Source organism: Lichenicoccus roseus, assembly GCF_005844085.1.
Lineage (GTDB): Bacteria > Pseudomonadota > Alphaproteobacteria > Acetobacterales > Acetobacteraceae > Lichenicoccus > Lichenicoccus roseus.
Window position 1 is genome coordinate 811,568 of record NZ_VCDI01000001.1, and the last position, 23,305, is coordinate 834,872.

At 68.1% G+C, this 23,305-nt stretch carries 27 protein-coding genes; 21 read left to right on the plus strand and 6 right to left on the minus strand.

What is annotated here, in order from left to right:
- Nucleotides 1-53: 53 nt before the first annotated feature.
- Together FE263_RS22010 and FE263_RS03605 are read left to right on the plus strand one after the other, a co-directional pair.
- Complete coding sequence (locus FE263_RS22010) at nucleotides 54-533, plus strand: hypothetical protein (protein ID WP_171033911.1); 480 nt, start codon at nucleotides 54-56, stop codon at nucleotides 531-533.
- 98 nt (nucleotides 534-631) lie between these two features.
- Nucleotides 632-1,930 (plus strand): MFS transporter, encoded by a 1,299-nt coding sequence (locus FE263_RS03605; RefSeq protein WP_138324541.1) that lies wholly within the window; start codon nucleotides 632-634, stop codon nucleotides 1,928-1,930.
- On the opposite strand, the gene FE263_RS03610 is transcribed toward FE263_RS03605, so the two are convergent.
- Together FE263_RS03610 and FE263_RS03615 are read right to left on the minus strand one after the other, a co-directional pair.
- Nucleotides 1,920-2,603 carry a S24 family peptidase gene (locus FE263_RS03610; protein WP_138324542.1) on the minus strand — a complete coding sequence of 228 codons (684 nt, stop codon included), beginning with the start codon at nucleotides 2,601-2,603 and terminating at the stop codon, nucleotides 1,920-1,922. The genes FE263_RS03605 and FE263_RS03610 overlap by 11 nt on opposite strands.
- Nucleotides 2,596-2,814 (minus strand): hypothetical protein, encoded by a 219-nt coding sequence (locus FE263_RS03615; RefSeq protein WP_138324543.1) that lies wholly within the window; start codon nucleotides 2,812-2,814, stop codon nucleotides 2,596-2,598. The genes FE263_RS03610 and FE263_RS03615 overlap by 8 nt, the downstream gene beginning before the upstream one ends.
- 121 nt (nucleotides 2,815-2,935) lie before the next feature.
- Here FE263_RS03615 and FE263_RS03620 point away from each other — a divergent pair, with 121 nt between their 5' ends.
- Complete coding sequence (locus tag FE263_RS03620; RefSeq protein WP_138324544.1) at nucleotides 2,936-3,979, plus strand: quinone-dependent dihydroorotate dehydrogenase; 1,044 nt, start codon at nucleotides 2,936-2,938, stop codon at nucleotides 3,977-3,979.
- Between the two features lie 26 nt (nucleotides 3,980-4,005).
- Nucleotides 4,006-4,857 (plus strand): TIGR01459 family HAD-type hydrolase, encoded by an 852-nt coding sequence (locus tag FE263_RS03625; protein ID WP_138324927.1) that lies wholly within the window; start codon nucleotides 4,006-4,008, stop codon nucleotides 4,855-4,857.
- A 165-nt stretch (nucleotides 4,858-5,022) separates the two neighbouring features.
- On the opposite strand, the gene FE263_RS03630 is transcribed toward FE263_RS03625, so the two are convergent.
- The gene (locus tag FE263_RS03630; protein WP_138324545.1) at nucleotides 5,023-5,604 is read right to left on the minus strand and encodes a YqgE/AlgH family protein; all 582 of its coding nucleotides are present in this window, start codon (nucleotides 5,602-5,604) and stop codon (nucleotides 5,023-5,025) included.
- A gap of 67 nt (nucleotides 5,605-5,671) precedes the next feature.
- Between FE263_RS03630 and FE263_RS03635 the strand changes: the two genes are divergently transcribed.
- From FE263_RS03635 to FE263_RS03650, 4 genes are all read left to right on the plus strand, one after another.
- Nucleotides 5,672-5,956: a hypothetical protein gene (locus tag FE263_RS03635; RefSeq protein ID WP_138324546.1), complete on the plus strand. Its 285-nt coding sequence runs from the start codon at nucleotides 5,672-5,674 to the stop codon at nucleotides 5,954-5,956.
- Nucleotides 5,957-6,042: 86 nt separating this feature from the next.
- Complete coding sequence (locus tag FE263_RS03640) at nucleotides 6,043-6,453, plus strand: Ohr family peroxiredoxin (RefSeq protein ID WP_205880242.1); 411 nt, start codon at nucleotides 6,043-6,045, stop codon at nucleotides 6,451-6,453.
- Complete coding sequence (locus FE263_RS03645) at nucleotides 6,450-7,223, plus strand: SDR family NAD(P)-dependent oxidoreductase (protein WP_138324548.1); 774 nt, start codon at nucleotides 6,450-6,452, stop codon at nucleotides 7,221-7,223. Before FE263_RS03640 ends, FE263_RS03645 begins: the two co-directional genes overlap by 4 nt.
- A gap of 4 nt (nucleotides 7,224-7,227) precedes the next feature.
- Nucleotides 7,228-8,115: a polyphosphate kinase 2 family protein gene (locus tag FE263_RS03650; protein WP_138324549.1), complete on the plus strand. Its 888-nt coding sequence runs from the start codon at nucleotides 7,228-7,230 to the stop codon at nucleotides 8,113-8,115.
- Nucleotides 8,116-8,199: 84 nt separating this feature from the next.
- Here the strand turns inward: FE263_RS03650 and clpA are convergent, their stop codons facing one another.
- Complete coding sequence (clpA, locus tag FE263_RS03655; RefSeq protein ID WP_138324550.1) at nucleotides 8,200-10,563, minus strand: ATP-dependent Clp protease ATP-binding subunit ClpA; 2,364 nt, start codon at nucleotides 10,561-10,563, stop codon at nucleotides 8,200-8,202.
- A gap of 239 nt (nucleotides 10,564-10,802) precedes the next feature.
- Nucleotides 10,803-11,147, minus strand: a complete 345-nt coding sequence (gene clpS / locus FE263_RS03660) for an ATP-dependent Clp protease adapter ClpS (protein ID WP_138324551.1) — start codon at nucleotides 11,145-11,147, stop codon at nucleotides 10,803-10,805.
- Nucleotides 11,148-11,518: 371 nt separating this feature from the next.
- Here clpS and FE263_RS03665 point away from each other — a divergent pair, with 371 nt between their 5' ends.
- The 3 genes from FE263_RS03665 (at nucleotide 11,519) to ggt (ending at nucleotide 15,471) form a co-directional block, all read left to right on the plus strand.
- Complete coding sequence (locus FE263_RS03665) at nucleotides 11,519-12,685, plus strand: D-alanyl-D-alanine carboxypeptidase family protein (RefSeq protein WP_138324552.1); 1,167 nt, start codon at nucleotides 11,519-11,521, stop codon at nucleotides 12,683-12,685.
- A 180-nt stretch (nucleotides 12,686-12,865) separates the two neighbouring features.
- Nucleotides 12,866-13,675, plus strand: a complete 810-nt coding sequence (gene map / locus FE263_RS03670; RefSeq protein WP_138324553.1) for a type I methionyl aminopeptidase — start codon at nucleotides 12,866-12,868, stop codon at nucleotides 13,673-13,675.
- Complete coding sequence (gene ggt, locus FE263_RS03675) at nucleotides 13,612-15,471, plus strand: gamma-glutamyltransferase (protein WP_240758966.1); 1,860 nt, start codon at nucleotides 13,612-13,614, stop codon at nucleotides 15,469-15,471. The genes map and ggt overlap by 64 nt, the downstream gene beginning before the upstream one ends.
- An 18-nt stretch (nucleotides 15,472-15,489) precedes the next feature.
- Here the strand turns inward: ggt and FE263_RS03680 are convergent, their stop codons facing one another.
- Nucleotides 15,490-16,137 (minus strand): YjbE family putative metal transport protein, encoded by a 648-nt coding sequence (locus tag FE263_RS03680; protein ID WP_138324929.1) that lies wholly within the window; start codon nucleotides 16,135-16,137, stop codon nucleotides 15,490-15,492.
- A gap of 227 nt (nucleotides 16,138-16,364) precedes the next feature.
- Between FE263_RS03680 and FE263_RS03685 the strand changes: the two genes are divergently transcribed.
- The 10 genes from FE263_RS03685 to FE263_RS03730 all read left to right on the plus strand — a co-directional run bounded on the left by FE263_RS03685 (nucleotide 16,365) and on the right by FE263_RS03730 (nucleotide 23,289).
- A complete protein-coding gene (locus FE263_RS03685; RefSeq protein WP_138324554.1) occupies nucleotides 16,365-17,093 on the plus strand; it encodes an NRDE family protein in 729 nt (242 codons plus the stop codon).
- A 119-nt stretch (nucleotides 17,094-17,212) separates the two neighbouring features.
- Nucleotides 17,213-17,977 carry a phosphoribosylaminoimidazolesuccinocarboxamide synthase gene (gene purC / locus FE263_RS03690; RefSeq protein WP_138324555.1) on the plus strand — a complete coding sequence of 255 codons (765 nt, stop codon included), beginning with the start codon at nucleotides 17,213-17,215 and terminating at the stop codon, nucleotides 17,975-17,977.
- A gap of 22 nt (nucleotides 17,978-17,999) precedes the next feature.
- A complete protein-coding gene (gene purS, locus FE263_RS03695) occupies nucleotides 18,000-18,242 on the plus strand; it encodes a phosphoribosylformylglycinamidine synthase subunit PurS (RefSeq protein WP_138324556.1) in 243 nt (80 codons plus the stop codon).
- Nucleotides 18,239-18,619, plus strand: a complete 381-nt coding sequence (locus tag FE263_RS03700) for a Rap1a/Tai family immunity protein (RefSeq protein WP_138324557.1) — start codon at nucleotides 18,239-18,241, stop codon at nucleotides 18,617-18,619. The genes purS and FE263_RS03700 overlap by 4 nt, the downstream gene beginning before the upstream one ends.
- A 13-nt stretch (nucleotides 18,620-18,632) precedes the next feature.
- The gene (gene purQ / locus FE263_RS03705; RefSeq protein WP_138324558.1) at nucleotides 18,633-19,325 is read left to right on the plus strand and encodes a phosphoribosylformylglycinamidine synthase subunit PurQ; all 693 of its coding nucleotides are present in this window, start codon (nucleotides 18,633-18,635) and stop codon (nucleotides 19,323-19,325) included.
- On the plus strand, nucleotides 19,322-21,550 hold the full coding sequence (gene purL / locus FE263_RS03710) for a phosphoribosylformylglycinamidine synthase subunit PurL (RefSeq protein WP_138324559.1): 2,229 nt from the start codon (nucleotides 19,322-19,324) through the stop codon (nucleotides 21,548-21,550). The genes purQ and purL overlap by 4 nt, the downstream gene beginning before the upstream one ends.
- 60 nt (nucleotides 21,551-21,610) lie before the next feature.
- Nucleotides 21,611-21,847, plus strand: coding sequence for a BolA family protein (locus tag FE263_RS03715; protein WP_138324560.1), 237 nt, complete (start codon nucleotides 21,611-21,613; stop codon nucleotides 21,845-21,847).
- A 67-nt stretch (nucleotides 21,848-21,914) separates the two neighbouring features.
- On the plus strand, nucleotides 21,915-22,268 hold the full coding sequence (gene grxD / locus FE263_RS03720) for a Grx4 family monothiol glutaredoxin (protein ID WP_138324561.1): 354 nt from the start codon (nucleotides 21,915-21,917) through the stop codon (nucleotides 22,266-22,268).
- 15 nt (nucleotides 22,269-22,283) lie between these two features.
- Nucleotides 22,284-22,862, plus strand: coding sequence for a TetR/AcrR family transcriptional regulator (locus FE263_RS03725; RefSeq protein ID WP_138324562.1), 579 nt, complete (start codon nucleotides 22,284-22,286; stop codon nucleotides 22,860-22,862).
- A 133-nt stretch (nucleotides 22,863-22,995) separates the two neighbouring features.
- Nucleotides 22,996-23,289: a hypothetical protein gene (locus tag FE263_RS03730; protein ID WP_138324563.1), complete on the plus strand. Its 294-nt coding sequence runs from the start codon at nucleotides 22,996-22,998 to the stop codon at nucleotides 23,287-23,289.
- Nucleotides 23,290-23,305: the final 16 nt, after the last annotated feature.

Consider the following 23,305-nt stretch of genomic DNA (forward strand, 5'->3'; position numbering starts at 1 on the left):
GCGCGCGGCGGCAGGTCGCGAGGCTCGATGCCGTTCGCGGTGACCTGCACATATTGCTTCTCGAAGAAGCTGATATCGCGCTCGATCAGCGAGTATCCGGCGCCGTCGCCATTGACGAAGGTCCGCGGCGCGACGCCGCCATCGTGGCTGGTATCGCGGAACAGTTCGACCGCCGCCGACAGCGGTGGGCCACGCGCAAGGCGCTTCACCACGAACGGATGGCCCGCGTCAGTCATGCTGGCCCCGCCCTTATCGCCGGTCCCCGGTCGCGCACGACGAGCAGCGTCGTCTCGTCCTGCAGGTCGACGCTCTGCTTGCTGCGCGGCCATACGAAGCCACCGGAGGCGGGCGGCACGAATTTCCCATGGGCAGGGTCGAAGCCGGGTTGGCGGCGCGGCGGCGACCTGCACGGCGAGCCCCAGGACCATGTCGGCCCGGGGCGTGAAATGTGCCGGGTGCATCGTGATCCCGGACGTTGCGAAGGGCTGTCGTTGGTGAGCCGCCGACGATTGCCGCTCCGCGACGATCCGTAAACCTGACACCGGTGCGTCCCGATCGTTGCGACCGGATTGCCGGGTGGCCCAGGACGGCTATGGTGCGATCACGTACAAGACGAAGGACGCGTCCCGGCATGGCTGCAGGATATCAGACGGGCGCGCGGTCTCCGGCACCGGACGTCGTCGACCGGCGGGCCTGGCATGTGGTGGCAGCCTGCTACCTCGGCTGGATGCTGGACGCGTTCGATTTCTTCATCATGGCGTTCGTGCTGGACAGCGTGGCGCGGAGCTTCGGCGTGCCGATCTCGGCAACCGCCTTCGCGATCACCCTGACGCTGGCCTGCCGGTTCCTCGGCGCGCTGCTGTTCGGCCGGCTCGCCGACCGCTACGGCCGGCGGCCGACGATGATGGTCAATGTCCTGTGCTACGCGGTGCTCGAACTGCTGTCCGGCTTCGCCCCGAGTTTCACCATCTTCCTGATCCTGCGCGGCCTGTACGGGATTGCGATGGGCGGCGAGTGGGGCGTCGGCGCCTCGCTGGTGATGGAGAGCATTCCAGGTCGCTGGCGCGGGCTGGTGTCCGGCCTGCTGCAGACCGGCTACCCGACCGGATACCTGCTGGCGTCGGTCCTGTTCCTGGCGGAGCCGCTGATCGGCTGGCGCGGCATGTTCATCGTCGGCGCCTTTCCGGCGCTGCTGGTGCTGTATATCCGGCGCAGCGTGCCGGAGAGTCCCGACTGGCTATCGCGCGGCGAGGCCGTGCACCACGAGTCTCTGTTCGGGGTGCTGCGACGGAATATCGGCCTGTCGATCTTCGCAATCTGCCTGATGATGGGCTTCAATTTCCTCTCGCACGGCTCGCAGGACCTTTATCCGAAGCTGTTCCTGGGCCGCCAGCAGCACCTGTCGCACAACGAAATCAGCCTGGTCATGATCATCTTCAACCTGGGTGCGATCGTCGGCGGTCTGTCGACCGGCCTGCTGTCACAGCGGATCGGACGGCGCTGGGCGATCGGCATCCTGGCGATGCTGGCGCTGCCGGTGATCCCGCTCTGGATCTTCTCGCACGGGCTGGTATGGCTGGCGCTTGGCGGCTTCCTGATCCAGGTCTGCGTGCAGGGCGCCTGGGGCGTGGTGCCGGCCTACCTGAACGAGATCTCGCCGGCGGCGATCCGGGCCACCTTCCCGGGCGCGGTGTATCAGCTCGGCAACCTGCTCGCCTCGCCGAACGCCAACATCCAGGTGTGGCTGGCGCAGCGCCTCGGCACCGGCATCGGGCCGGCGATGGCCTGCGTGGTCGGCCTGGCCGCGCTGGTGATCACGCTGCTGGTCGCGGTCGGGCGCGAGGCCCGGGACGTACGCATGGGCCATGACCGGCTGGACGACGAGCGAGAACGGTCGCTGAGTTCTGGAACGGCCTCGATCAGAAGCTGACCCAGCCGATCCGGTGCATCCAGGCGACCTGTTCGGTTTCAAGCACCAGCCGCCTGGCGGCGGGGTCGAGCGTCGAGAGTTCGAGCCGATGCTGGTTGGACTTTTCCAGCAGGCCCGCAATGGCGGGCGCCCGCCCGACGGGCTCGTCATCGCCTGCGATCGTGCGCAGCCTCAGCAGCACGCGGTCGCCCGGCCCGATCGGCTGATCCGGCGAGACGACCAGCAGCGATCCCTCGCGCAGCACCGGCTCATAGGTGTCGGTGTCCAGGCGGACGGCGTAGGAGCCGGGATCGGTCTGGACCGGGATCGTGGTCTCGTCGCCCTGGTCGGGGACGCTGGCCTCATGGCCAAGGCGGGAGTATGCCAGCAGGCGTAGCCGGCGGGCGCCCCGTGGCGGACGGCCCGAACTGAGCGCGCGCGCGCCACCGACCAAGGCGGTGAAATTCTCCAATGTCGCCCCGGTCGCCGCCAGCACGCGGCTCAGGCTCTCGGTGCTCGGCCAGCGCAGCCTGCCATGTGGCGTGGCGCGTTTGGACCGGTTGAACGCAGTCGGGTCGAGCCCCGCCGCGCGGGCCAGGCCTGATGGCGACAGACCCTTCTCGGCCGCCAGGGTATCCAGCGCCCGCCAGACATCCTCGTGCGTCAGGCCCACCCGCGTCGCGCCCTCAGGCATCCGCCTTCAGGATCTCGCTCGCGTGCCGCGCGATGCCGGCGGTGGTGATGGCGTAGCGCCCGTCATCCCGCAGCGTGGCGAGATCCATGCCTGCCAGCCGCTCGAGGCAGGGCTGGTCCTTCAGATCAGGCGGACGGCCATGATCGCCCACCAGCGTCAGCCGGTGCAGCGCCGAACGGCAACAGGTTTCGAGATAGGGCTCATCCCACATGCGCCGGAAGATCGTAGTCCTTGGCTGGCAAGGCAAGGCCCAGGGTCCCGCATGGCAAGTCCTGGTGTCCGGCAGGGCAAGATGGCTTCCATCTTCGGCCGGCTTGCGGCACCAGAAGGGGATGCAGTCAACTCCGCTTTCCACCGCCCTCCTGCACCGGGTGGATCCCGAACGGGCGCACCAGCTCGCCATCGCCGGGCTGCTGCTCGGCCTCGGCGGCCATCACGACGGCGCCAGCGACCCGGCGCTGGCGGTCGAGGCGATGGGGCTGCGCTTCGCCAACCCGATCGGCATCGCCGCCGGCTTCGACAAGGACGCCAGGGTGGTGCGCCCGCTGGCGCGTCTCGGCTTCGGCTTCGTGGAGGCCGGCACGGTGACGCCGCTGCCGCAGTCGGGCAATGCGCATCCGCGCCTGTTCCGGCTGCCGGAGGACGGCGCCATCATCAACCGGATGGGCTTCAACAATCGCGGCATCGACGCGGCTCTTGCCCGGCTGGCGAGGCTGCGCCGGGTGCCGGGCGTGCCGGTCGGGCTCAATCTCGGCATCAACAAGCAGGGCGCGGCGCCGCTCGACGACTATCCGATGCTGGTCCAGGCGGCGTCGCCGCTGGTCGACTACCTGGTCATCAACCTCTCCTCGCCCAACACTCCCGGCCTACGCGACCTGCAGCAGCCGGACCGGGTAGCCGGGCTGCTGCAGGCGATCGCGCCGGCGCGCCGGACCCGGCGGCCACTGCTGGTCAAGCTGTCGCCCGACATCGCGCCGGGTGGTCTTGCCGACCTGGTCGAGGCGGTGATCGCCGGTGGTGCGGACGGCCTGATCGTTACCAATACGACGCTGGCGCGGCCGGAATGGCTGCGCTCGCACCATTCACGGGAGAGCGGCGGCCTCTCCGGCGAGCCGCTGCGGGCGCGCAGCACGGCGATGCTGGCGGCGGTGGCGCGCATCGCGAAGGGCCGCCTCGCCCTGGTCGGCTGCGGCGGCATCGCCAGCGCGCAGGATGTGCTGGACAAGGTGCGGGCCGGCGCCGACCTGGTGCAGCTCTACACCGGCTTCGTGCAGCATGGCCCGGGGCTGGTGGCCCGGATGCTGCGCGACCTTCCGCCGCTGCTGCGCCAGCAGGGGTTGGCCCGCCTGGCCGACGCGAAGGGAACCGCCCTGTGAGCAGCCAGACAGACCAGCCCGCTCCGATCCGCCATCTCGATCGGCTGTCCTCGATCGCCGGCAATTATGACGGTTACATCGTCGATCTATGGGGCGTCGTGCATGACGGCGTGACCCCCTACCCCGGCGCGATTGCCTGCCTGCAGCGCCTGCGCGAGGCCGGCAAGCGCGTCGTGCTGCTCTCCAACGCGCCGCGGCGGGTTGCACCGGTGCAGGCGGGGCTGCGCCGGATGGGGCTGCCCGACGACAGCTATGACGGCATCCTGACCAGCGGCGAGGCTACCCGTGTCATGCTGGAGCAGCGCACCGACCCCTGGATCGCTTCTGTCGGGCGCAGGGTGCTGCATCTCGGTCCGGAGAAGGACGCCAGCGTCTATGCCGGGCTCGATCTCACGCTGGTGACCGCCCCCGGCGATGCCGACCTGCTGCTCAATACCGGCCCGGACGACGACAGCGCCGAGGATGTGCTCGCGATCTACGCACCGCTGCTGCGCGCCTGCGGCGAGGCCAGGGTGCCGATGCTCTGCGCCAACCCGGACCTGGAGATCGTACGCGGCGGCAAGCGGATCGTCTGCGCGGGCCTGCTGGCGAGCCAGTATGCCCAGCTCGGCGGCCAGGTACGCTCGATCGGCAAGCCGCATCCCGAAGTCTATGCACAGGTGCTTGACATGCTCGCAGTGCCGCGGGACCGGGTGCTGGCCGTGGGCGACGCACTCGCCACCGACATCGCCGGCGCAAAGGCTGCCGGGATAGCCTCATGCTGGGTGCTCGGCGGCATCCACGCCGAAATGATCGGCGACAACATGGCGCTCGCTGAGGCGGAAGCAGGCAGCGCCGGTCTCGCCCCGGTCGCCACGATCCCCTCGCTCGGATGGTGACTTCCGAACGAGGAGGGTACCCGGAATTTTCTGCTGCCGGATGAGGGCCGGCCTCGGGCCCACGCCCGCCGCGACCCTCGGATAAGCGGAGCGGAGCGGCCAACTTTTCGCGAGCACCGGAGCGATACGTCGGATCGCCAGCCGCAGGGATTTAAGGAAGCCCTCTCAGGCGTGGCCGGCTACCCGGGATAGGCGGATCGGATCGATGCTCAGCGAGGCGAGCGCGCGCCGCCACTTGTTGTCGTGCTCGCTGCCGAACACGATCGCCTCGGTCGCCGGGGCGGACAGCCAGGCATTCTGCTGGATCTCCTCCTCGAGTTGGCCCGGCGCCCACGTCGCATGACCGAGCGCCAGCAGCGCATGACGCGGACCGGCGCCGTCGGCGATCACCCTCAGCACGTCGAGGCTGGCGGTCAGCACGATACCGTCATCCACCGCCAGGCTGCCATCCCCGGTCCAGTCGGCGCTGTGCAGCACGAAGCCGCGGGAATTCTCGACCGGACCGCCGGCGCACAGCGCAATGCGTCGACGCGGCGGCACGGGCGCCACACCGAGCTGCTCGAGCAGGTCGTCGAAGCCGGGCTGGCCGAGGCGGCGGTTGACGACCAGCCCCATCGCGCCATCCTCGGCGGAGTGCGCGCAGAGGAACACCACGCTCTGCGCGAACGGCGAAGACACCAGCGCCGGCATGGCAATCAGCAGGCGGCCGGTCAGGCTGGCATCGGGATCTGGCTGCAGTGGGAACATGCCTCAGATGTGGCAGGATGCCGGTGCTGTGCAAGCGCCGCGTGTGCAACAGAAGCGGATCAAGGCCATGCCCTTTACGCTCGCCTTCCGGACCGAGCCGGTTCCCGGCATCCCGCCGCCGCCTGCAGAACCCGCCCAGCCGCGTCGCCGGCCGGTCGACCTGCCGCAGGACCGGCACGAGCATTTCGGCACCGGGGAGGCGGCGCTGACCCGGGTGCTGGAGCTGCTGCCGGCGCCGCAATGGCTCAACCTGCGCCTGTTCGGGCCAGACGGCCGTCAGATTGCCGATCAGGCGGCGCTGGCACGCATGGTGGCGGAGGCGACAGGGCGGGTTTCGCCGCACCGGTCGTAGGCGCCCAACCCTGACCGCCGCCTTGCGTTGCTCCGCCGCAAGGTCGTGCGACATCGAGCAAGCCGGCCGCAATCAGGAGACGAAGCGTGGCATTCACGACCGAGGCAACGACTATCGCCGGCCGCAACGGCCATGTGGACACCGGCGACGGCGTGCTCTCGCTGGATCTCGCCGTGCCCAGGCCCGATGGAACGCCATCCAATCCGGCCGCGACGAATCCGGAGGCGCTGTTCGCCGCCGGCTACTCCGCCTGCTTCGGACAGGCGGTGCTGGCGGCAGCGGAGCTCGAGCATCTCAAGCCGGAGAATGTCGCCGTCACCGCGGTGGTGACCCTGCAGACCGAGAACCGCGATTTTCGCCTTTCGGTGATACTCAGGACAAAGATCGACGGCGTCGATCGCAAAGCCGCCGAGACGCTGGTGCAGCGGGCGCACGAGTTGTGCCCGTATTCGAAAGCCACGCGGAACAACATCCCTGTCGAACTGGAAGTCCTATGAGCCAAGCAGCCCAGACCATCCTGGTCACCGGAGCCACCGCCGGTTTCGGCCGCGCCATCGCACAGCGTTTCGTGCGCGACGGGCATCGCGTCATCGCCACCGGCCGCCGCCAGGACCGGCTGCAGGCGCTGGCCGGTGAGCTGGGTGACCGGCTGCATCCGCTGGTGCTCGACATGACCGACGCCGGATCGCTGGCGGCGCTGCCGGGCAGCCTGCCGGCCGAATGGCGCGAGATCGACGTGCTGGTGAACAATGCCGGGCTGGCACTTGGCCTGGGCCCGGCCCAGGATGCGAAGCTTGCCGACTGGGAGCAGATGATCGCGACCAACGTGACCGGCCTGGTGCAACTCACCCACGCGCTGCTACCCGGCATGGTGGCGCGCGATCGCGGCCACGTGGTCACCATCGGCAGCGTCGCGGGCGAGTATCCCTATCCCGGTGGCAACGTCTACGGCGCTACCAAGGCGTTCGTGCGCCAGTTCGTGCTGAACCTGAAGGCCGATCTCGCCGGCACCGGCGTGCGGGTCACCGACGTCGAGCCCGGCCTGGTCGGCGGCAGCGAGTTCAGCCAGGTGCGGTTCGGCGGGGACGCGGCCAAGGCGGCGAAGGTCTACGAGGGCACCACGCCGCTGACGCCGGATGATATCGCCGAGAGTGTCGCCTGGGTGGTCGGGCTGCCGGCGCATGTGAACATCAACCGGATCGAGCTGATGCCCACCTGCCAGTCCGCAGGCCCGTTCCAGATCAAGCGCCAGAGTACCGGAGGCTGAGGTCATGCCGCATCCGGAGCTGAAGGCGATCCTGGAGCGCTATCGCATCGATGACGGCGACGGCTTCAGGCTTGCCGACCACGATCCCGACGACAAGGGAGGCGTGGATTTCGGCAAGGGCGCAGGCGAGGCCTTGCTGGCGGTCGCCGTCGAGCGGCTATCGGAACTGCAGCAGCTGCTCTACGCAGATGCAAGCTGGTCGGTGCTCGCGGTGTTCCAGGCGATGGATGGCGGCGGCAAGGACGGCACCATCAAGCGGGTGATGTCCGGGGTCAACCCGCAGGGCGTGGCGGTGCATTCCTTCAAGCAGCCCGGCCCGGTCGAGCTGGGCCACGACTTCCTCTGGCGTATCCATCAGGCGCTGCCGTTGCGGGGCCAGATCGGCATCTTCAACCGCAGCCACTACGAGGAGGTGCTGGTCACCCGGCTGCACCCGGAGGTGATCGACAAGCAGCACATCCCCGAGGAGCTGCGCGCCGGCGAACGCTTCTGGAAGCACCGCTACCAGGATATCAGGGCGTTCGAACGCTATCTCGCGCGGCAGGGCGTCGTGGTGCTGAAGTTCTTCCTGAACATCTCGAAGGAGGAACAGCGCCAGCGGCTGCTGGCACGCCTCGACGATCCAGGCAAGAACTGGAAGTTCTCCGAAGCCGACCTGAAGGAGCGCGCCCTGTGGGATGGCTACCAGGAAGCATACGAGGGTGCGATCCGCGAGACGGCCCGTCCGAAGGCGCCGTGGTTCGTCGTCCCCGGCAACCATAAATGGTTTGCCCACCTGGTCGTAGTGCAGGCGATGATCGACGCGCTTGAAGCACTCGATCTGAAACCGCCCTCCCCAGCCAGCCGGAAGGTGCTCGACGCTTCCAGGCATGCTCTCAAGGGCGAGAAGTAGCGCTCCGGCCGTGCATTCGGACATGACAACGCCGGCCCTGTCTTGTGACGGGGCCGGCGCTGCCGATGTGTTTTAGCAGATGGACTAGTTGGCGGCCTCCGACTCCCGCTCGGATCCACCGCCCTCGTCGCCCTCGCTCTCCGCGGCCTGCGGCACGGCGACGGCCTCGACATAGTCGAATGCCAGCTTGCCGTCGCGCAGGCTGACCTTGACCGAACCACCCTTGACCAGGCGGCCAAACAGCAGCTCCTCGGCGAGCGGCTTCTTGATGTGCTCCTGGATGACGCGGGCCAGCGGCCTTGCACCATACAGACGGTCGTAGCCCCGCTCCGCGAGCCACTCCTTGGCGGACGACGACAGCTCGATGGTGACGTTGCGGTCGGCGAGTTGCGCCTCGAGCTGCAACACGAACTTCTCGACCACCTGAGCCACGATCTCCGGTGTCAGGCCGGCGAACGGGATGATTGCATCCAGACGGTTGCGGAACTCGGGGGTGAAGATGCGCTTGATCGCCTCCTCGTCCTCGCCGGCTCGATTGTCGCGTCCGAAGCCGATCGCCTCGCGGGTCAGGTCGGCAGCACCCGCATTGGTCGTCATGATCAGGATGACGTTGCGGAAGTCGACGGTCTTGCCGTTGTGGTCGGTCAGCTTGCCGTGGTCCATCACCTGCAACAGGATGTTGTAGAGGTCCTGGTGCGCCTTCTCGATCTCGTCGAGCAGCAGCACCGCGTGCGGATGCTGGTCGATGCTGTCGGTCAGCAGGCCACCCTGGTCGAAGCCGACATAGCCCGGTGGCGCGCCGATCAGCCGCGAGATGCTGTGCCGCTCCATGTATTCCGACATGTCGAAGCGGATCAGCTCGATGCCCAGCGTGGAGGCAAGCTGCTTGGCCACCTCTGTCTTGCCGACGCCGGTCGGACCGGAGAACAGGTAGTTGCCGATCGGCTTCTCGGCGTCGCGCAGCCCTGCACGGGACAACTTGATCGCCGCCGACAGCGCCTCGATGGCGCGATCCTGGCCGAACACCATCGCCTTGAGATCGCGCTCGAGCGAACGCAGCGTCTCCTTGTCGTCGGCCGACACGCTCTTGGGGGGAATACGCGCGATCTTCGCGACGATCTCCTCGACGTCGCGCAGCGTCACCGTCTTGCGGCGCTTGCCCTCCGGCAGCAGCATGCGCGAGGCGCCGACCTCGTCGATGACGTCGATCGCCTTGTCCGGCAGCTTGCGGTCGTGGATGTACTTGGCCGACAGCTCGACCGAGGCACGGATCGCCTCCTCGGTATAGCGGACCTTGTGGTGCTTCTCGTAGTTGGCCTTGAGGCCACGCAGGATCTTCACCGCATCCTCGACCGACGGCTCGTTGACGTCGATCTTCTGGAACCGGCGAACCAGTGCACGGTCCTTCTCGAAGTAGGTGCGGAACTCCTTGTAGGTGGTCGAGCCGATGCAGCGCAGCGTGCCCTGGGCCAGCGCCGGCTTCAGAAGGTTGGACGCATCCATCGCGCCGCCCGACGTGGCGCCTGCGCCGATCACCGTGTGGATCTCGTCGATGAACAGGATGCCGCCAGGGTTGTTCTCGAGTTCGGTGACGACTGCCTTCAGCCGCTCCTCGAAATCGCCGCGATACCGGGTGCCGGCCAGCAGCGCGCCCATGTCGAGCGCATAGATCGTCGACTTCGCCAGCACTTCCGGCACATCGCCCTCGACGATGCGCTTGGCCAGGCCCTCGGCGATGGCGGTCTTGCCGACGCCGGGATCACCGACATAGAGCGGGTTGTTCTTGGTGCGGCGGCACAGGATCTGGATGGTGCGCTCGATCTCCTGGTCACGCCCGATCAACGGATCGATCTTGCCGGCCAGCGCCTTCTTGTTGAGGTTGACGCAGTAGGCCGACAGCCCGTCCTGGTTCTTGCCGCCCCGTCCACGCTCCTCGCGCTCGCCTTCCGGACCGTCGCCACCGCCGCTGCCGCCGCCGGCCGACCCGGTCGCCGGGCGCTGCGACGAACGCCCCGGCGCCTTGGCGATGCCATGCGAGATGAAGTTGACGGCGTCGAGCCGGGTCATGTCCTGCAGCTGCAGGAAGTACACCGCATGGCTCTCGCGCTCCGAGAAGAGTGCCACCAGCACGTTGGCGCCGGTGACCTCGTCGCGTCCCGAGGACTGCACGTGGATCGCAGCACGCTGCACGACGCGCTGGAAAGCCGCCGTCGGCTTCGGCTCGCTGGCGCGTTCCGATGCGAGGCCGGCGAGATCCTTGTCGAGGAACTCGGTCAGGTCGCTGCGCAGCTTGTCGAGATCGACCCCGCAGGCGCGCAGCACGGTCGCGGCGTCCCCGTCGTCGACCAGGCCAAGCAGCAGGTGCTCCAGGGTCGCATATTCGTGTCGACGCTCTCCGGCCAGCGAAAGGGCCCGGTGAAGCGTCTGTTCAAGATTGCGGGACAACATGGATGACGCTCCTTCCGATCAGGCCAGCCCGATAACGCACCGAGGACACCCTGACGCAGTTCAGGCGATATCTTTGGAGCGTTTGGCAGCGAAGGCCAGAGAAAACGCCCCGATGAAGGGGCTGGACTCGAAATGGGGAGGGCCGAACGGTCCGCAAAGGGCCGGTGGCGCACATGACGCGCAATCAATCGCAACCCTACCCCTGCGCATTGACGCGACAGTGGGCGTGGCCGACGCGGTCAGTCCTTCTCGATCGTGCACTGCAGCGGGTGCTGGTTCTGGCGCGCCAGATCCATCACCTGGGTGACCTTGGTCTCGGCGACCTCGTAGGTGAACACGCCGCAGACACCGACACCGCGCTTGTGAACGTGCAGCATGATGCGGGTGGCCTCCTCCCGGGTCTTCTGGAAGAAGCGCTCCAGGACGTGGACGACGAACTCCATCGGCGTGTAGTCGTCGTTCAGCATCAACACCTTGTACATCGCGGGCTTGCGCGTGCGTGGACGCGCCTTGACGACGACCCCGGTATTCGGGTTGCCGTCGCCCGGCGGGTTGCCCTGATTGTTCTTGTCGGTGTCGCTCATCCTCATGCCGAGATAAGGCCGCTGATCGGGGCCCGCAAGCATCGCAAGCGCCGTAGGGCTGGCTCGATCGTGCTGCGACGCATTCTGCATGCCTCCGTTATATTGGGATTTCTCCAACTCTTGGAAGCGTCGCCGTGCAGCACGTATCGATGGCGTAGCGGCCACAGTTCTGCCACCGCGCCAGACTAGGCGGCCAAGCCCTTATGATTGGGGGAGAATCCTGTGGACGCGACGGACTGGGCCAGATTACGGTAACGTCATCACGCCGATGCGAGGCAGCCGGAGATCGGCGTTGCGGGTGGGGTAGGACCAGGCTTTTGCTCCAGGTGCCCAGGCAATGCCGCGGGTGATGGGGCAGCGGGAGACGGCGCATGGCTGCAGACACGACCTCACCTGTGCGCCGGTTCGGGCTCCGCTCGCTGATTGCGGCGGCCCTCGGATGCACGGTGTCGCTGCAGGCCGCCCCGGCCCGTGCCCAGTATGTCGGCCAGGTCAGCTCCTTCGTGATGGACGCCCAGACCGGCCAGGTGCTGCAGCAGTATAACCCCGACCTGCAGCGCTACCCGGCCAGCCTCACCAAGCTGATGACGCTGTATCTTGCCTTCCAGTCGCTGCGCGCCAACCGCATCAATCTCGACCAGGCGGTGCCGGTCTCGCTGCATGCCTCCTCGATGGAGCCGTCCAAGCTCGGGCTGGTGCCCGGGACCTATGTGACCGTCGAACAGGCCATTCTCGCCCTGGTCACCAAGTCCGCCAACGACGCCGCATGCGCGCTGGGCGAGATGATGGGCGGCGGCGACGAGCGGCGCTTCGCCCAGGTCATGACCCAGCAGGCCCGCCTGCTCGGCATGAGCAACACCACCTTCCGCAATGCCTCCGGCCTGCCCGACCCCGAACAGGTCTCGACGGCGCGCGACTTCGCGATCCTGGCCCGCAGCCTGATCCGCGACTTCCCGGAGCAGTATCACTACTTCTCGGTGCCGGCCTTCATGTTCCATGGCCGCTACATCGGCAACCACGACCCGATGCTGCGCAGCTACCCCGGCGCGGACGGCCTCAAGACCGGCTACACCGCCGATGCCGGGCACAACCTCGTGTCCTCGGCGGTGCGCGGCAATGTCCGGCTGATCGGCGTAATCCTCGGCGCGCGCAGCAACCCGCAGCGCAGCGCGATGATGACCAACATCCTCGATGCCGGGTTCCAGCGCGAAGGCGTGCCGATCGAGGCGCGGCCGGCGGTGCGGCCGCTGGCGACCGGCATGACCCTGGTGTCGGCCGACAGCGCACCGCGCGGCTGGCTCGGGCGGCATGGCCGCCGTCACGCCGGGCGGACCCGGCTGGCGACCCATCTGACAATCTTCCGTCGTGGCCACGGCCTGCATGCCCTGCATCTGGCGCGTTACACCCTGGTCGGTGCGCGCGTGCATCTGGCCGGCGCACATTTCCGCCGCGGTCCGGGCCATGGCCGCCATGCAGCGCGCCTGCGCCTGACCGATGCCCGGCCGGGGGGGCACGTCGCCGACCTGGCGGATGGCTGACCGGTCCCGGAGCCGCGTCCTGTACTGACACCGCGACCTCCACCCGACGCCGCGACATCATTGTGTCAGCGGCCTTGCGTTGCGCCTGCCGCCCGATCATTTTCGTAGTCGGCCAGGGTATCTCCCTCGGCGGGCAGGGCATGGCGGCGTCGAGGCCGCCGCAACGCGGGAGTCTGGATCATGGATGGTGAAGCGGAGGGAAGGCGCATCATCCTGCATCCGGCGGAGCATTTCGCCGGCATGCGCGAAGCGGGGCGCCTCGCCGCCCTGACGCTGGACATGATCACACCGCATGTGAAGCTTGGCGTGACCACCGGCGAGCTCGACCGGCTGATCCACGAGTTCACCCTCGACCACCACGCGACGCCGGCTACGCTGAACTATCGCGGCTATCCGAAGTCGAGCTGCATCTCGATCAACCACGTGGTCTGCCACGGGATACCCGGCGATCGTAGGCTGCAGGAAGGCGACATCCTCAATATCGATGTCACCTCGATCCTTGACGGCTGGTACGGTGACAGCAGCCGGATGTATGTGGTGGGCCAGATACCCCGCCGCGCCGCGGTGCTGATCGACGTGACGTACGAGGCCCTGCAGCGCGGCATCTCCGCGGTGCAGCCGGGCCGTACGCTGGGCGATCTCGGCCACGCCATCCAGTCCTATGTCGAGCAGCAGCGCTTCTCCGTGGTGCGAGATTTCTGCGGCCACGGCATCGGCCAGCGCTTCCACGAGGCGCCCAACATCCTGCATTTCGGCAGGCCGGGCGACGGCATCGTGCTGGCGCCGGGGATGTTCTTCACCATCGAACCGATGGTGAATGCCGGCCGTCCGGACGTGAAGATCCTCGATGATGGCTGGACCGCAGTGACCAGGGACCGCAGTCTGTCCGCACAGTTCGAGCACATGATCGGTGTGACGGAGGACGGATGCGAGATCTTCACCCTTTCCCCGGCAGGGTTGCACAAGCCGCCATACCTGCAGGATCCCTGATCCGCCGCACCACCCTGCTCGCGCTGGCGGGGCTGCTGGCGGTTCCCATGTCGCCGGAGCGGGCACGCGCCGCCGATCCTCTCGCTTCCGGGGGCGGCAGCCCGGTCCATGACCCCGCGGCGCCAGTTGGCGCGCGGCACGGCATGGTGGTGACCGCCCAAGCACTGGCCTCCAGGGTCGGGGCGCAGGTTCTGGCCCAGGGCGGCAATGCCGTGGATGCCGCGGTTGCAGTCGGCTACGCGCTTGCCGTGGTCTATCCGGTGGCCGGCAACATCGGCGGCGGCGGCTTCATGACGCTGCGCCAGCCCAACGGTCACGCCGTCTTCCTCGACTTCCGCGAGCGCGCGCCGCTCTCCGCCACCGCCACCATGTTCCAGGACGCCGACGGCAAGGTGGTGCCCGGGCTGTCCGAGAGAGGCTGGAAGGCGGTCGGGGTGCCCGGCAGCGTGCTCGGGTTCGAAACGGCACTGCGCGACTATGGCAGCCTGCCGCGCGCCACCGTGATGGCGCCGGCGATCGGCCTCGCCCGCGACGGATTCGTACTTGGCCCCGACGACGTCGCGCTGCTGGACACGACCACCGCCGGCTTCAAGGCGGATCCTGCCTCACGCCGGGTATTCCTGCGGCCGGACGGCACCCGGTGGCAGGCCGGCGACCGGCTTATCCAGGCCGACCTCGCCCGCACCCTGGAGGCGATCAGCGAGCATGGTCCGCAGGCATTCTACGATGGCCCCACGGCGCGCGCGATCGTGGATGCCAGCAGCCGCGCCGGCGGCCTGCTCTCGATGCGCGACTTCGCCGCCTACAAGGTGCGCACGCTCAAGCCGCTGACCTGCACCTATCGCGGCTTCCACGTCGATACCGCACCACCGCCCTCGGGCGGCGGCGTCGCGCTGTGCGAAATCCTGGAGATCCTGTCCGGCTACGACATGGCAAGGCTGGGCTTCCACACGCCGGCGGCGATCCAGCGCGAGGTCGAGGCGATGCGGCACGCGTATTCGGACCGCCAGGGCCTCGGCGATCCACAGTGGGTGCACGACCCGGTGGCCCACCTGGTCGACCCCGCCTACGCGGCGGCGATCCGGCGGGCGACGCCGACCGACCGTGCGACGCCTTCGGCCGCCCTGGTACCGCTGGCGGCGGCGTCGGCCGTCAGGCAGGCGCAGGATGCGGGTCCGCACGAAAAGCAGGAAACCACGCACTACTCGATCATCGATCGCAACGGCGAGGCGGTATCGGTGACCTACACGCTGAATGGCTGGTTCGGCGCGCAGGTGATGGCGCCGGACACCGGCGTCATGCTCAACGACGAGATGGACGACTTCGCCAGCAAGGCGGGGGCCGCGAACATGTACGGCCTGGTCGGCAGCGCAGCCAATGCGGTGGCACCCGGCAAAACGCCGCTGTCCTCGATGTCGCCGACCATCCTCTCGCGCAACGGGCACGTGGTGATGGTGATCGGATCCCCCGGCGGCTCGCGCATCCCGACCATCACGCTGTCGGCCATCCTGGGCGTGGTGGATTACCATCGCACCATCCAGCAGGCGATCGACGACGGCCGGATCCACGAACAGTGGCGTCCGGAGCCGGTCGAGGTCGAGCGGGGTGCGCTGCCCGCCGCCACCATCGAGGCGCTGAGCCACGAAGGCTACGTCTTGCAGCCCCATGCCCCCTGGGGCTCGGCGCAGGGGATCCTGGTGGGCGGACCTGCCCTTGGCGCCGGTCCGGTCGATGGCAACCTGGTCTACGGCGGCATCGACCGCAGGCATCCCGGCGCGGCAGCGATCGGCGAGTAGCGCCGCCGCCGGGGAGGGTCATTCCGCATGGTGCATCAGGTGACGCAGCCTCGGAACATCGCGCAGCAACGGCACATCGCGCAGCACCTCGCCGCTCCCCTTGATGATCAACTCGATGGCGACGGCCAGCACGATCAGCAGGCCGATCCAGGCGATCCAGCGGTAGCGCTCCAGCAGGCGCGCCACCAGCGAGGCGGCCGCCCCCATCAGAAGCACCGAAACCGCGAGTCCGGTCACCAGGATCCAGGCATGCTGCTTGGCGGCCCCGGCCACCGCCAGCACGTTGTCCAGGCTCATCGAGAGGTCGGCCAGGACGATCCTGAGGACGACCCGGCGCAGGTGGCCCGGCCGTGCGGGGACGCCCACGGCCGCTTCTCCCGCAGGCAGCCGCGCCTGCCCGCTGAATTCCCGCATCATCCGCCAGCACACCCAGAGCAGCAGCAGGCCGCCCGCCAGCGTCAAGCCGATGATCTGCAGCAGGCGGAGCGCCAGCAGGGCGAACAGGATGCGGATGATCGTCGCCGCCGCGATGCCGAACAGGATGGCGAGACGACGCTCCCGCGCCGGCAGGCCCAGCACCGCGAGGGCCACCACCACGGCATTGTCGCCCGCAAGGGTGACATCGATCAGCAGCACCTGCGTCAGGATGAGCAGGTCTGTCACCATCTGGTGCGTCAAGGGGCGCAGGCTCCGGGAACTGACGGATTAAGGACTTGGACCCTACCCCTGGGATGGCCAGGGCGGGGCGGCGACCGCCATGTTGCATCGGTCCGACGCACGGTGCGTCCTGGCGCCGATGCGCCGAGCGTAATTTGGCGCACCGCGCAATTTTACTGTAATCAAGGCTGAGCCGGGCTTTGCCCCCGGGAGGCTGTGTCCATATAAGGCTCGCTGTGTGTACCGTCATCGTCTGCTCCTTGCCCGGCCAGGCTTGGCCACTCCTGATCGCCGCGAATCGCGACGAGCGGCTCGACCGTCCCTGGGAGTCGCCGGGCCGGCACTGGCCCGAGCAGCACAACATCGTCGGCGGCTATGACGGCCTGGGTCACGGCACCTGGCTGGCGGTCAATGATCGCGGCGTTGCAGCCGCGGTATTGAACCGTGTAGGCAGCCTGGGGCCGGCCCCGGGCAAGCGGTCCCGCGGCGACCTGCCCCTGCTGGCGCTTCGCCACGAGACCGCCGAGGCCGCACTGGCCGAGATCGTGGCGCTCGATGCCGGCGGCTTCCGGTCGTTCAACATGGTGCTCGCCGATCGATCGCATGCCTACTATGTCTGCGGCCTTGGCTATGGCCATCCGGAAGCGACGCAGCTCAGCGAGGGCATGCACATGATCGCGACCGCGGGGCCCGACGACATGCGGATCCCGCGCATCGCCCGCCACCTGCCGCGATTCCAGTCGGCTGCCATGCCGGAGCCGCCGGACTGGAAGAACTGGATCCCCCTGCTGTCCGATCGGTCGCTGCCGGCCGGCAGCGAGCTCAACATTCCGCCGCGCTCCGGCTTCGGCACCAGCAATGCCTCGCTCGTCGCGGTGCCTGCCGACCCGGACGCCAGTCCGAACTGGATGTTCGCAGCCGGCCCGCCGGATCGGGCGCCGTTCCAGCCGGTGGCCTTCAACTAGCCCAGCCTCCGGGCTCCAACGCCCTGGCTCGCGTGCGTCCCGCCCCGGTCGCGTTCATGCAGACAGGGTGCTATACCGCGCCGCGCACCGAAGGGCGTGATGACAGGTAAGGTACACGCATGGCCCGCCGCCGACAGCTCTACGAGGGAAAAGCCAAGATCCTGTTCGAGGGGCCGGAGCCGGGAACGCTCGTTCAGTATTTCAAGGACGACGCAACCGCCGGCAACGGGGCCAAAAAGGGCATCATCACCGGCAAGGGCGTGCTGAACAACCGGATCAGCGAGCACCTGATGCTGCGCCTGCACGAGATCGGGGTGCCGACCCACTTCGTCCGCCGGCTGAACATGCGCGAGCAGCTGATCCGCGAGGTCGAGATCATTCCTCTCGAGGTGGTGGTGCGCAACGTCGCCGCCGGCAGCCTCTCGACCCGGCTCGGCATCCCCGAGGGTACCCGTCTGCCGCGCTCGATCATCGAATACTACTACAAGAACGACAGCCTGAACGACCCGATGGTGGCCGAGGAACACATCACCGCGTTCGGTTGGGCTTCGACCGCCGACATGGACGACATGGTGGCACTCGCGTTGCGCATCAACGACTTCCTGTCCGGCCTGTTCCTGGGCGTCGGCATCACCCTGGTCGACTTCAAGCTGGAGTTCGGCCGGCTGTGGGAGAACGAGGACATGCGGCTGGTGCTGGCGGACGAGATCAGCCCGGACAACTGTCGCCTGTGGGACTCCAAGACCAACGAGAAGATGGACAAGGATCGCTTCCGGCGCGACCTCGGCCGGGTCGAGGAAGCCTACCAGGAGGTCGCCAAACGGCTTGGCATCCTGCCCGAGGCTGGCAACAACGATCTCAAGGGCCCGGAGGTGATGCAGTGAGAGTGCACCGGAGGGTCCTGCCGTGAGAGTCAAAGTCACCGTCATGCTCAAGGAGGGCGTGCTCGATCCGCAGGGCAAGGCGATCGGTCATGCGCTGCATACGCTCGGCTTCGGCGAGGTCGGCGACGTGCGCGCCGGCCGGGTGATCGAACTGGAGCTCGACGAGACCGATCAAGGTCGGGCGCTGTCACGCGCCGAGGCGATGGCGCAGCGGTTGCTGGCCAACTCGGTGATCGAAACCTTTGCGGCCGAGGTGCTGGCATGAACATGAAATTCGCGACGTTCCTGGTCGCCGGGGCTTGCATTCTGGCCCTCCCGCCGGCTCCCGCGCACGCCCAGCGGGTCTCGATGATGGCCGGCGGCAAGTTCCTGCAGATCTGCAGCGCGCCACGCGGCGTACCGGCCTGCGATGCCTACATAGCCGGCATGGCGGACAGCTTCGCTCTGATCCAGAAGCTGGCTGCGCACACTCCGGCGGACGCGAGCATGAAGCTGCCGGTCTGCATTCCAACCGCGACCGCGACAGCCGAGATACGTGGCCACGTGGTGTCCTGGCTGAAGGAGCATTCGGACCGGCTGCAGGCCCATGTCGGGGAGGATGTCTACGAGGCGCTTCGCACATCCTACCCGTGCAGCAACTAGGACGGTCGGGCTGATGCGGGCCGGCATCGTCGTCTTCCCCGGCACCAACCGCGAGCGCGACATGGCGATCGCCTTGCAGGGAGCCACCGGCACGCAGGCGGTCATGCTGTGGCATCGCGACACCGTGCTGCCGGCGCTCGACCTCGTCGTGCTGCCGGGCGGGTTCAGCCATGGCGACTATCTGCGCTGCGGGGCGATGGCGGCACATTCACCGATCATGACCGCGGTGCGCAGCTTCGCCGAGGCCGGCGGCCATGTGCTCGGCGTCTGCAACGGCTTCCAGATCCTGACCGAGGCGGGATTGCTGCCGGGTGCGCTGCTGCGCAACGCCGGCCTGCGCTTCCTCTCGCATGACTGCCACCTGCGGGTGGAGCGCGAAGGCACGGCGTTCACCCGTGGCTGGTCGGCCGGCGATGTGTTCCGCGCGCCCCTCGCCCATGGCGACGGCAACTACGTCGCCGACCGCGAGACCTTGGAGCGGCTCGACGGCGACGGCCTGGTCGCGTTCCGCTACAGCGATGCGGCGGGCCGGGTCGATGCCGGCACCAACCCGAACGGCAGCGCCGGCAACATCGCTGGGGTGTTCAGCCGCAATCTTCGCGTGCTCGGCCTGATGCCGCATCCGGAGGATCTGGTCGATCCGCTGATGGGCGGCATCGACGGCAAGCCGCTGTTCGACGGACTGGTGCAGGCGCTCGCGGCATGATCAGGCAGGTAGACCAGGCGCTGGCACGCGAGTTCGGGCTGACGCCTGACGAGTACCAGAACGTCCTCGCCATCATGGGCCGGGCGCCGAGCCTCACCGAACTCGGCATCTTCTCGGTGATGTGGTCGGAGCACTGCTCCTACAAATCCTCCCGTGCCTTCCTGCGCACCCTGCCGACCACCGCGCCCTGGGTGATCCACGGTCCCGGCGAGAATGCCGGCGTGGTCGACATCGGCGAAGGGCTGGCTGCCATCTTCAAGATGGAGAGCCACAACCATCCCTCCTTCATCGAGCCGTACCAGGGTGCGGCCACCGGCGTCGGCGGCATCCTGCGCGACGTGTTCACCATGGGCGCGCGCCCCATCGCCAACCTCAACGCGCTGCGGTTCGGCAGCCCGGACAACCCCGCCACGCGCCGGATCGTCGACGGGGTGGTGCGCGGCATCGGCGGCTACGGCAACTGCGTCGGCGTGCCGACGGTCGGCGGCGAGGTCAACTTCCATCCGGCCTATGACGGCAATCCGCTGGTCAACGCGATGACCGTGGGTATCGCAAGGCAGGATCGCATCTTCCTTTCGGCCGCCGCCGGCATCGGCAATCCGGTGGTGTATGTCGGCAGCCGCACTGGCCGCGACGGCATCCACGGCGCAACCATGGCGTCGGCCGAGTTCGACGAGGACGCGCAGGCCAAGCGCCCGACGGTGCAGGTCGGCGACCCGTTCGTCGAGAAACTGCTGATCGAGGCCTGCCTGGAGCTGATGCAGACCGATGCCATCGTCGCCATCCAGGACATGGGGGCCGCCGGCCTGACCTCGTCCTCGGTTGAGATGGCGGGCAAGGGCGCGGTCGGCATCGACCTCGACCTCGACGCGGTGCCGCAGCGCGAGCGCGGCATGACCGCCTACGAGATGATGCTCTCCGAAAGCCAGGAGCGCATGCTGATGGTGCTGCGCCCGGACCGCACCGAGGTGGCGCAGGCGATCTTCGAGAAGTGGGAGCTCGATTTCGCCATCATCGGCACGCTGACCGATACCGGGCACATCGTGGTGCGGCACAAGGGGCGTGTCGAGGCCGACATCCCGCTCGGGCCGCTTGCCGAGCAGGCGCCGCTCTATCATCGCCCGACTGCGCCGACGCCGCTGCGTGAACCTCTCGGTCCGGTCTCCGACCCGGTCGGCATCGAGGCGGCTCTGGTGCGGCTGGTCGGCTCACCCGATTGCGCCTCCCGGGCCTGGATCTGGGACCAGTACGACAGCACCGTCGGTGGCCAGACGGTTCGCCGGCCAGGTGCCGCGGACGCCGCCATCGTGCGCGTCGAGGGTACCCGCATCGGCCTCGCGCTGACCACCGACTGTACCCCGCGCTATGTCGCCGCCGACGCCCGCACCGGCGGCGCGCAGGCGGTGGCCGAAGCCTGGCGCAACCTGACCGCGACCGGAGCGCGGCCGCTGGCGATCACCGACAACCTCAACTTCGGCAATCCGGAAAAGCCCGAGGTGATGGGGCAGTTCGCCGATGCCGTCAGCGGCATGGCGGAAGCCTGCCTCGCCCTCGACTTCCCGGTCGTGAGCGGCAACGTTTCGCTCTACAACGAGACCCGTGCGCCCGACGGCAGCACCGTATCGATCCTGCCGACGCCGGCGATCGGCGGCCTCGGCGTGCTGGAGGATGCCGCGACCGCGGTGGGCCTGGCGCTGGCGCCCGACCTCGACCTGGTGCTGATAGGCGAGACCGCCGGCCATCTCGGCCAGTCGCTCTGGCTGCGCGAGGTGCACGGACTGGAGGACGGGCCGCCGCCGCCGGTCGATCTGGTGGCCGAGCGCCGCCACGGCGATTTCGTGCGCGCGCGCATCGCCGCGGGGGAGGTGGCGGCGTGCCACGATGTCTCCGACGGCGGCCTGCTGGTGGCGATCGCCGAAATGGCGATGGCCGGCGATACCGGTATCGCGCTGGATGTGCCGCAATCCGGCATGGCGCCGCATGCCTACTGGTTCGGCGAGGACCAGGGCCGCTACCTGCTCGCCGTCCGCGATGGCGACGCCTTGATCAGGGCTGCGCACGCAGCTGGTATTACTGCGCGCAAGCTTGGACAGTCCGCCCGGTCCGGTCGCAATACGGGTTTGATTCTGTCGAGTGGCGCTACAATATCGCTTGCGCGGCTGCTGGCGGCACATGCACGCTTCTTTCCGGAATTCATGGATCCGGCGGGTCCCGTCAAACGGTAGCGTCCGCGGGTGACCGAAGTCTTTGCCTGACCTAGCCTTGACTGACAGGGAACCAACCTCATGCCGATGGCTGCCAACGAGATCGAGACGCTGATCCGGGCCGCACTGCCGGATGCCAGCGTCACGATCGAGGATCTCGCGGGCGACGGCGACCATTACGCCTGCAAGGTGGTGAGCGAAGCCTTTCGCGGCCGTTCGCGCCTGCAGCAGCACCAGATGATATATGCCGCCCTGCAGGGGCATATGGGTGGTACCCTGCACGCCCTGGCCCTGCAGACGAATGCTCCTGCCGCCTGAAGCAGGCCGGGTATCCGCTTCCTGGATACCGGTTGCGACAAGCTTGCCGACCACGAGGAATTATCAGATGTCCGACGCCGTCTTCGATCGCATCCGCAGCGAGATCAACGCCAACCCGGTGATGCTCTACATGAAGGGCGACGCGATGTTTCCGCAATGCGGGTTCTCGGCCCGCGTGGTGCAGATCCTGTCGCACATGAAGGTCCCGTTCCAGACCGCGAACGTGCTCGAGGATGCCGGCCTGCGCGATGGCATCAAGGCATTCTCCAACTGGCCGACCATCCCGCAGCTCTACGTCAAGGGTGAACTGGTCGGCGGCTGCGACATCGTCACCGAGATGTACCAGTCCGGGGAACTCGAAAGCCTGTTGGCCGAGCATGGCGTCGTGCCGGCTTCGGCCTCCGCTTCCGCGTCGGCCTGACCGGCCGGTGGCGCCATGGGCAACCTAGCGCCACACGCGCTCGGACGGGTCGCCGGCCGCAATGCCGCGACGACCCGGACGACGCTGCTTGAAGCGGGCGCCTACTGGTTCGCCCGCAAGAGCTACGACCACGTCAATGTCCGCGAGATCGCCGATCGCGCCGGTGTCGCGCCGGCGCTGATCAACCGCTACTTCGGTTCAAAGGCGCTGCTGTTCAGCGAACTGCTGGCCGAAGCCGGGCACGCCGCCAACCCATTGGATGGCGACATTTCCAACCTCGGCGAGCGGCTGGCCGCGTTCATGCTCGCCGACCCGGACGTGGCACGCGACCTGCCCGGCGGGTCCAGCCTGATGATCCTGCTGCACTCGATCGCCAGCATCGGCGTGCAGGACCTGGTTGTGGACCAGGTGCGGCAGCTCGCCACCCAGAGGCTGGTCGACATGCTGGAAGGCGCGGAACGTGAACAGCGGGCTGCCCTGATCTTCGGCTACCTGATCGGCTGCCTGATGATCCGCCAGATGGTGCCGCTTACCGCAACCACCACCCTCTGTCTCGCCGATGCCATCCAGCACTGCGTGGAGGTTCGGCCCTGATCCGGCAATGTCGGGTCTCGGGATGCTTTACCTCGGACGCCCGCCTGTCGTAGTCCTGCGGTATGCACGGCAAGAGCTGCCGCCATGCGCCCAGCTATCGAGGCGCGGCTGCTTGCCGGACCGGAGAGACAGAATGTCGTTACGCTTGATTGCGATCTGCGCCCTGATCGGCATCGGGGTCGTATCCGGCCTCTCCACCTTCCCCGCCAAGGCGCAGCACGTGGTCACCGACTACGAGGCGCGCAAGCTGACCCTGGATGCGCTGACCGCGGTGCCACGGCCGGTCTATCGCCCGGTCTTCAGGCCGGTCGTGCGGCAGGCGATGGCGATGCGACGCATCCGCCACGCCGGCGGGGTCAGTCGCGCGATGCATGCCAGCTACCGCCACCACTCCAGCATACATGGCGGCTTCCGCCGTCATCGCTGACCGGTCGGCCCGATCG